Consider the following 8,364-nt stretch of genomic DNA (forward strand, 5'->3'; position numbering starts at 1 on the left):
TTCTCACTCCTGATTTATTTCCTTCATGCTGTACTAGTACAGCGCAGCGTAAATAAGCTACCCATTTGAAATGTCTAAAACCCTTACGGAACAGTAATTACGAATTACGAATTACGAATTACGAATTACACAAAGCAGTACTAGTTCCATATTTGCCTTGTTACTTCTCCAGGTTCTCATTCCCTCGTGCGGCTACGATTACCTGTGCTTCTCTCAAGACGCGCATGGCTCCGTCGTTACCAGTGGTATCGCCCCATAAATAACCGCGTACTACTTCCTGAATCACGGTGTTATCTGTAACATCTGCTCTTAACTCACGTCCCACAGCATACATCGTTTGGGAGTTAAAGGGTTTGCCCTGTGCTGCGATCGGAACAACCCGGCGTTGTCGTAGTACTTCTAAAAGCGATCGCCTAATTAACTCTACTCCCTGTTGATTGCTGATTAAAATTTCGCTTAAAGATTCTGATATTGGTGATTTTTCAGACACCGTTGATTGAACTTCTTTACCACCAAACCACTGTTTTAGCTTTTCCCAGAAGTTTTTTTGTGGGGGAGATTTTGGTATTGAGGTAGCAGATAATGCTTCTATCTCTTCTTGCCAGTAAGTACAAGCCTGATCTAAAGCATCCAGGATACCCAGCAAATCTTTTAGTAGTTTTTCTTGCTGTTTTTCAAATTTATCCAATGCCTGTTTTTGGCTTTCTTCTAGGCGTATTTGCAGCTGTTCTTTATCTGTACGAGTTACTTCCAATGCTTGCACCAAAGCATCTTGAGTAGAACGCAATAATTTACCCTGTTGCTTAACTTCATGGCGCAAAGCAGTCCATTCTGCCACCATTTGATAGGCATCAAAAGAATTAGTAGATTCTGGCGCTTTAACCAGATACTCTGGTGGCGTTTGTTCTGAATGTAAATAATCTAAAAATTTGTTAAATAAAGCTTCTTTGTCATTTGTCATTTGTCATTTGTTATTTGTTTTCAATACCCCATTCCCCATTTCCAAACAATTAAAATGTGGCACGAATTAAATCATCTAGGCTAACTTCTAGTTGAGCGATCGCTTTTTCTCGTATCTGTTTTAATATTTCTGGGTTCAGTTCTGCTTCTAAGGGACGAATCTTCAAAAAATCCTCATTTTGGATTGTCTCTCCTTTGCGAAGTGCCTCGTAAGCTCCTCGAATTGCCTTAAATTCTTCTGGATAAGTATGAGCGGGAAATTCACGCAGCTTGGAATGATACGCCGCTTTAATTTCAGCGGGGGTAGCTCCTGGAGAAATTCCTAAGTGTTCGTGGTGGGAGGTCATAAAGAGTTCTGAGTGTTGAGTTAGGAGTTATAAACATTATCTTGTCACTAAATAAGTAGGCGAAAATAAATCAAAGTGGATTAATTAATGTAAAAAATTTTTAGATTAGTTCGTAGTGAGGACTTTAGTCCTCAAATGAGGGCTGAAGCCCTCACTACAAACCTTGAATTATTCATGCCGCTCTACTTAGTTTAAAGTAAATCCTGAAAATCTCATCTTCTTCTACCCTTTGGTTTTCTAGAGGTAGGTGGTAAGCTTCTAAAGATAAAGTCTAAGTCGATCTCTGATTCATCATCTTCTTCCTCATCATCATCCAAGAAATTAGGCATACTGTTTAACATCATTTGCTTAAGTTCTGGAAGCATCTTCTCAAACTCAGCTTGGGGAATTTTGCTACCAAATAATTTTTTAAGCATCCCTTCTAATAAATCATCAATATTTGACATATTCAGATTGTCAAATTTCTCTGGATCTGGCATTATGCTCTGAGTTTCTTTAGCGGCAAGAAACGCCTGTTCTTCCCGAAATGCTTGTAATGCTTTGGCATCTTGTAGGCGACGAGCTAATTCAAATCCCGCTTGCTTCAATTGTTCGTATTTTGGTTGATTGATAGGGTAGGTAGTGGCTCTAGCTAATAGCAATAAAGGGTTTTGTGGTTCCCGACGTAATGCTTCTTCTAAGGCAGGAATCAAGGTTGTAATCCAGCCAAAACGGCGTGCTTGCAGTTGGATATTTGCCAGAACATTGCCTGGTTGAGGCATGGTGTCGAGGTAGGTACGTAGAGGAGATTCTAGTTTTTGGGGACTTCCTTCTTTGACAGCTAAGACAACTAAATGGGCAACTTTGGCTTCTGGGTGTTCTGCTGATAGGTTGAACAACTTTTGCAGATATTGATTTGTTAAAGCGGCGATGCCTTTTTCGCGTTTGGCGAATAGGTGGATAGAAAGAGCGATCGCTTGCAATACAGAAATTTGCTCATTTCCAGATAATTGTTCTAGGAGAGCTTCCCATGCTTCGGTGGCTGCTTTTTGATTTAACGAGACTCGTCCGCCAGAGTTGGGAGAACTTTGTACTGCATTCACAAAAATCTGACAGGCACGCAAAGCTGGATCTTTCTGCTCTTTACCCTGCACCAGACGACTAAAGAAGGGATAACTCAAGGTAGAAATAGCATCCACCCAGGGTAATACTTCTACTTCCGATTCAATACTAAAGTCGCCAAAGTGCTTGCCAAAACGCCGACGAGCTTCATTACGTGCTTGTTTGTCTCCTAGTTCATCCCAACAACTCAGCAAGCCATCATAAATTTCTTGATAGCGACAGCCACCTTCAATAGCTTGGGTAATCAGTGCGATCGCTTCAGTATAATTTTCCTCCATTGCCGCAAATAGTCCCTTGCGGCCCAGTAATTCGGGTGATGTGGGACAGATACGTTCTGCTTGTTGCAAAGCTGCCTTAGCGGCGCGATCGCGATCCAGTGCCATGTAAGCATCTGCCATCCGGCAATGGAGGTGAGCTAAGGTTGGTTTCAATCGTTCTGCAGGCCATTCTTGAGGCTTTTGTTTTCCTTCCTGCTCTAACCATTTCAACAACTGAGTCACCAGGCGTTGGCGTTCTTGCTCAGAATCATTAACTTCAAAGACCTCTAACAGGTTAACTGCCAATTGCGGGTTAAAGGGTTTCTCTGTTAATAAAGGCTGCCAAAATAGCTCTGCACATTCTGCTTGTCCTTGATTAAGTGCCTGTTGACCTGCAAGGGTTAAAAGCGATGTCCGCAGAATATTTAGTTCCGGGAAACGATCTGCACACCGTTCCATCCGTAGCAATACATGGGCGGCATCATGATGATTGCCATCATTAATTAGCTGTACAATTGCCAACGCTGATATTGCATCCTGGATCACCTGATCTGATTGTTCCAGATTTTGGGGATTGAGGGGTGGTTCTCCGGTCTTTGCTTGTTGGGAAGTTGCCAACCGCTCTAAAATTGGATGTTCCAAATACTTTGGTCTGCCAAAGGTGAATCTGGATGATTGCAAACCCAATAGATTAGCGGCTGCACTCCAACTACCACTCACTTGCTGACTGTAAACAAGCCAAGCATTTGGTAAATCTCCTGGGGTGATGGGGCGCTTAATTTTTTGAAAAGATGTCAAAGCGGCTTGTGGTTGTTCATTTTTGAGAGCAATCACCCCTCGAACCCAGTGGAGTTGGGCAGCGCTGAAGCGTTTAGATTGTTGGTTGATTAACTGCTCAACTGTGGCGATATCTCCTTTGAGCAATAGGAGCTTGAGATAAGAAATGCTGTAGTCTTTGGTGAGATTGCCTGCTTCAAAAGCCTCACGGAGCAAATTCAGAGCTACGTCCAATTGATTCAACTCTAGCAAACACCTTGCTTGCCAGTAGTGAGCTTCTCCTGCCAGACCCAATTGTAGAGCGCGTCCAAAAGATTTTTCTGCCTGTTTAAAATCTTGCTTTTGGAATTCCTGTTGACCCCGCAGTAACCAAATCTCTGATTCTTTGGGAGTAAATTCAATATCAGGATGCGATCGCTGATTTTTTTTAATTTCTTCTAACGCCTGCCGATATTTTTTCTGCTTCAGCAATTCTTGCAGTTTTACCTGGAAGGGGTTTTCAGCAAGTTTTGTACCTGTGCTAGAGACGTGTTTTGCTGAGTGGTGTTTGGACTCATGTTTAGCCATCCTTGCCTCCAGTTTGGTAAAACTGTTGATACACCCTATATATATTTAATCAAGATATCAGCGATCGCGATCGTTTCATAGGTAGTTGCTGACCGAAAAGGAATCATGATTAACAATTAATTCAAAATCTAAAAAAGTTGGATGTTTTTTTACGATACTTGTGTGTAAACCCTAGCCCAAAGTGAGCGCAATACGGTTCGGTTAAGGCAAGAGACGCGATTTATCGCGTCTTTGGATCTAGAATTTTCATCAAAAAACCTTAACCGAACCGTATTGAAAGTGAGCGAGGCTTTGATTTTTCCTCACAAGACGGTGGTGGTGGGTCGAAATACCCCACACTTCTAAATTCTGATAAATTCTGACTCCTGTTAGCGGATAGCTAAGGTTTAGCCCATTCTGACTCCTGAATTCTTCTTCAACGTTTTGCTAATTCTGGAGTCCGCCCTTTCAAACCAATCATCAATTTTAGCATAAACACCTTTAACATCGGTACTCGTTGCAAAAGCCATAAACCCAGGCGACGAACCACCACCACAGGTAAGAAATTATTAGAAAACATCCGATCTAACAAATCGGTGAAACCTAAAATTGTCAGATTTTCTAACTTACGCCAGCGTTCATAACCTTTGAGAATCTGGATGTCACCAATATCTTTACCCGCTTTGTGCGCTGCTTGAATGACTTGCGCCAAAGCCGCTGCATCCCGAATACCCAGATTTAAACCTTGTCCGCCGACGGGATGGCAATTGTGCGCCGCATCACCAATTAATGCTAGTCGAGGGAGAACGTAGCGATCGCTTTGCATGAGTTGTACTTGAAAAACAAAGCGATCGCCTAGTAATTCCAATTTTCCCATCTGATCGCCATAGCGGCGGGTTAATTCTGCCAAAAATTGCTCATCATTTAAGGCACACAAAGCTTTTGCTTCTTCATGGGGGGCTGTCCAGACAATGCGGCAACGGTTCCCCGGTAAAGGTAAAATCGCAAAGGGCCCGCTAGACCAAAATCTTTCGTAAGCGGTGTTATTGTGGGGTTTTTCTGGTTTGACAAATGCCACAATGCAAGATTGCCAATATTTCCAGCCAGAGGTTTTGATTCCAGCAGCTTGCCGAATTGGCGATCGCGATCCATCTGCTGCTACAACTAATTTGCTGCGAACTGTTCTTAGCTGATCGGCAACTTTTATATCTATGGCGACTATATTCTGCTGGTATTGCGTATTTACCACTTCCGCCGGACACAGATAAGTCACATTTGGGCAATCTTGGACGAAATCTTGCAACGGCTGCAACAGGGCTTGGTGTTCAGCCACATAACCCAACTCTGCTGTATTTATATCATCTGTGGTAAATTCCACCACATTGGGATAATCGGCATCCGAAAGACGAACTCGGCAATACTTGGCGATTTGAGGCAACATTTTGTCCCAAACTCCAATTCCTTCATAAATTAGTGACGAAAGCTTGTGAACTGCATAGGCTTGTCCCTTGGCTACCGCCGCTGATGCTACTTTCGCCTCAATTAGCAAGACACTCAAACCAGAATCTTTTAAAGCAGAGGCTAGAGTTAACCCAATAATCCCACCGCCGACAATTACCAAATCATATTCATATCCCCGCTCATTTGGCGGTGTTGGTTGAGGGGAAAGAGTTTGCTCAAGCTGCGTTATGGTCATTGTTAAGTTAGGTTACAGCGTCTTAACTCTTATTTTGACGCGATCGCGCCTCCTTGAGCAAGTTAACAATTCAAAATTAAATAGGACTTACGCACTCAAAACCTGAAAACTTGATCCCCCCTAACCCCCCTTAAAAAGGTGGGGATATAAAAAGCCCCCTTTTTAAGGGGGTTGGGGGATCTCTTATTCATCTGAATTATTTACTGACTCGATAGATTGGTCTAACCTGACGATAAGTATTAAGTAAGTCTAGAAATTTATTACCATCAAAATTTATCGGGTCAACTTTTTTACTAGAACGGTCTACTAGTTTATGGGTAGTGATGCGATCGTCTGGGACTTGACTTTGAGCAATTAACCAAGCAAGAGAATTATATTGAGCTTCCGTATAACCGCTATGGCTTTGCTGGCTGCTAGCGTCATAACCATCTGGCGGTGTTTCCAAAGAAACGTGATAGGCAAAATTATTCACAGACGGGGGCAAATTTGGATTAGTCTTCACAGTTTCCACGCCATCAGAACTATCAAATACTGAGTTAGCTGCACCAAAAGCCCGCTTGTCTGGCGGTACTAGATAAACCACCGTTCCATCTAACTTGATTAAAGCGTGGTAACTTGCTTGCACACTTTCATCATCATGGGCTACTTGAAAGAAATTGATGGCGCTAGAAGCTGAATAACCAGTTTCATGGAGGACGATAATCGGTTGGTTGGTGAGAGGAAGGCCGTTAACATCTTGGGCGTAGCGTTCTCCATAGTTAGTTGGGTTAACTGCGACAACTTGATAATTAGGTCTGTATTGTGCAAAAGCTTGAGTGGTTACGTACCTTGCTACAGGCTTGTTAGTCTTGACTGGGGACTTGATAACATCTTGAGATTTATTTTCTGGCTCTTTCGCTGATTGCAATTGTGCCTGGGGATACTGACTCCAGGTTGTAACCTGTGAATTGGATGTATTGGATGTATCAGATATTGTCGGATTATTTTGTAATTTTGTCGCTCGTCCAATTAGCAGCACTATAATTAGAGCCATGAACATCAGCGAGATTAGTAGCACCCTAGTCGCCCAGTCTTTAAACCTCATTTTTCTGATACCCGTAAAACAGTAGATATTAATTTATAGCTAAATTTGCGTATCCTTTGTAGAGGCGCAATTCTGTAAACCCCTACAGCTTAGGGTATCCAAACGATAATCGCTATAATACCTTAAGTCTAGTTAAATATACGTTACTAGTATATGTTGTAATCCTAAGTCATTGTTTTAGATGCTTCCTTTGTCTAGGAGCTATCTCAATGCTATCAAAACCATCGATACTGGTTCAGGGAATAGTTGATGAATTGTAGAGACACAATTCAAGATCGCAATCTCAAATCTAAAATTGTTAGCGTTTATACTCGGCTGCGTGGTGTTCGCATAGCCAACCCGAAAAGTAGAGGAGATTAAAAATTATTTTAACTGCTTGTATTTTGCTCAAGCCAAGCAACTAAATCAGATACATTTGAAAAATCTAAAAATTCTTCTCCCAATCCTTCCAATTGTTCAGTAGATAAGACTTGGAGACGTTCAATTATTAATGAATCTATCTCACCAAAGCGTTTATTTAAAAGGCGTAAAGTATATTTCAATGCTTCCTTCTGCTCTCCCTTCTGCTCTCCCTTCTGCAAAATATCCTGATAAATCACTGACTCTTGCATGATTTCCTCCCGGAATAATTGACGAATAAAATCTTTTTCAAACTTTAAGCCTGCTAAAATCTCAGTGTAAGCAGCAGTATTTTGTCTAGTCTCGATATCTGGAATTTTAGCAATTTCCTCAGCTACCTGGGATAATAACGCTTGGGCTGAATCTGTTCGCGTTAACGGTGCTAAAGGCAATAACGCCAGATTGCCAAGAAATAGTGCCGAATCTTGCTCCCATAACCGGATAACTCGATAACGGTGGGTTGTGACTTCACTGATATATTCTTCAATAAAAGCGATTTCGTCGCTTGTCTGTTGCAAGAAAATCACAACCTGCGTAACAGGAACTTGATATTTACGTACCAATCGAACGTAATAATCTAGCATCCGCAGAGAAATTGGTTTTTGGGACTTAATAGTAGTTTGAAATTCTAGGTGTAAAATCCGATTTTCTGTTTGCAGAAATGTCACTGAATCAGCACGTATCGGTTCGATACTCAATTCAGTTTTTAAGATTTCAACTGTTCGCGGTTCTTGATTTAATAACCAACGGGTAAAATCACGGGGATACTTTTCTGCGAGTATTTTACAAAGGTTGTCATATTCTGCCATATATAGGAAAACTGGTTTAGCGTTTATACTCGGCTGCGTGGTGTTCGCATAGCCACAGGTAATGTCCCTCTGGAGTTAAGACTTTCTTTAATCCACCCCAGTGCTGCTGGGGATCTTTTTCTTCTAAAAGTTGACGCAAGGCACGCAAAGCTACACCATCAGCGCGTTCTGGATCTAAATCTTCACCTCTAGCAATTTTGTCTGTTAATTCTAAATCTTCAGATTCTTTGAGTTCAGGTAATTTTGCTGCTAGTTCTTTAAATAGTTCTAAATCGTTTTTAAATAGCGTTTCATATTCTTTGGGATCTACCACACCCAGCCAAGGGCCAATTAGGGAGCATCCACTTTTGGAAGAAACACCTAATCAGACAGCAAGTAAACCATTAAG

The 8,364-nt window shown here is 41.8% G+C and carries 7 protein-coding genes; all 7 read right to left on the reverse strand.

Going from position 1 to position 8,364, the window contains the following annotated elements:
• Positions 1–160 precede the first annotated feature (160 nt).
• Positions 161–961, reverse strand: coding sequence for a nucleotide exchange factor GrpE (gene grpE, locus ABF638_RS08335; protein ID WP_435021864.1), 801 nt, complete (start codon positions 959–961; stop codon positions 161–163).
• Positions 962–1,010: 49 nt separating this feature from the next.
• Complete coding sequence (locus tag ABF638_RS08340) at positions 1,011–1,307, reverse strand: molecular chaperone DnaJ (RefSeq protein WP_435021866.1); 297 nt, start codon at positions 1,305–1,307, stop codon at positions 1,011–1,013.
• 212 nt (positions 1,308–1,519) lie between these two features.
• The gene (locus tag ABF638_RS08345) at positions 1,520–4,009 is read right to left on the reverse strand and encodes a tetratricopeptide repeat protein (protein ID WP_435021868.1); all 2,490 of its coding nucleotides are present in this window, start codon (positions 4,007–4,009) and stop codon (positions 1,520–1,522) included.
• Positions 4,010–4,424: 415 nt separating this feature from the next.
• A complete protein-coding gene (locus ABF638_RS08350; RefSeq protein WP_435021870.1) occupies positions 4,425–5,684 on the reverse strand; it encodes an FAD-dependent hydroxylase in 1,260 nt (419 codons plus the stop codon).
• 196 nt (positions 5,685–5,880) lie between these two features.
• Positions 5,881–6,768 (reverse strand): N-acetylmuramoyl-L-alanine amidase, encoded by an 888-nt coding sequence (locus ABF638_RS08355; protein WP_435021872.1) that lies wholly within the window; start codon positions 6,766–6,768, stop codon positions 5,881–5,883.
• A gap of 368 nt (positions 6,769–7,136) precedes the next feature.
• The gene (locus ABF638_RS08360; RefSeq protein WP_435021874.1) at positions 7,137–7,976 is read right to left on the reverse strand and encodes an Rpn family recombination-promoting nuclease/putative transposase; all 840 of its coding nucleotides are present in this window, start codon (positions 7,974–7,976) and stop codon (positions 7,137–7,139) included.
• 16 nt (positions 7,977–7,992) lie between these two features.
• Positions 7,993–8,289 carry a hypothetical protein gene (locus tag ABF638_RS08365; RefSeq protein WP_435021876.1) on the reverse strand — a complete coding sequence of 99 codons (297 nt, stop codon included), beginning with the start codon at positions 8,287–8,289 and terminating at the stop codon, positions 7,993–7,995.
• Positions 8,290–8,364: the final 75 nt, after the last annotated feature.

Source organism: Nostoc sp. CALU 1950 (genome assembly GCF_051172895.1).
In the GTDB taxonomy this organism is placed as follows: Bacteria; Cyanobacteriota; Cyanobacteriia; order Cyanobacteriales; family Nostocaceae; genus Nostoc; species Nostoc edaphicum_A.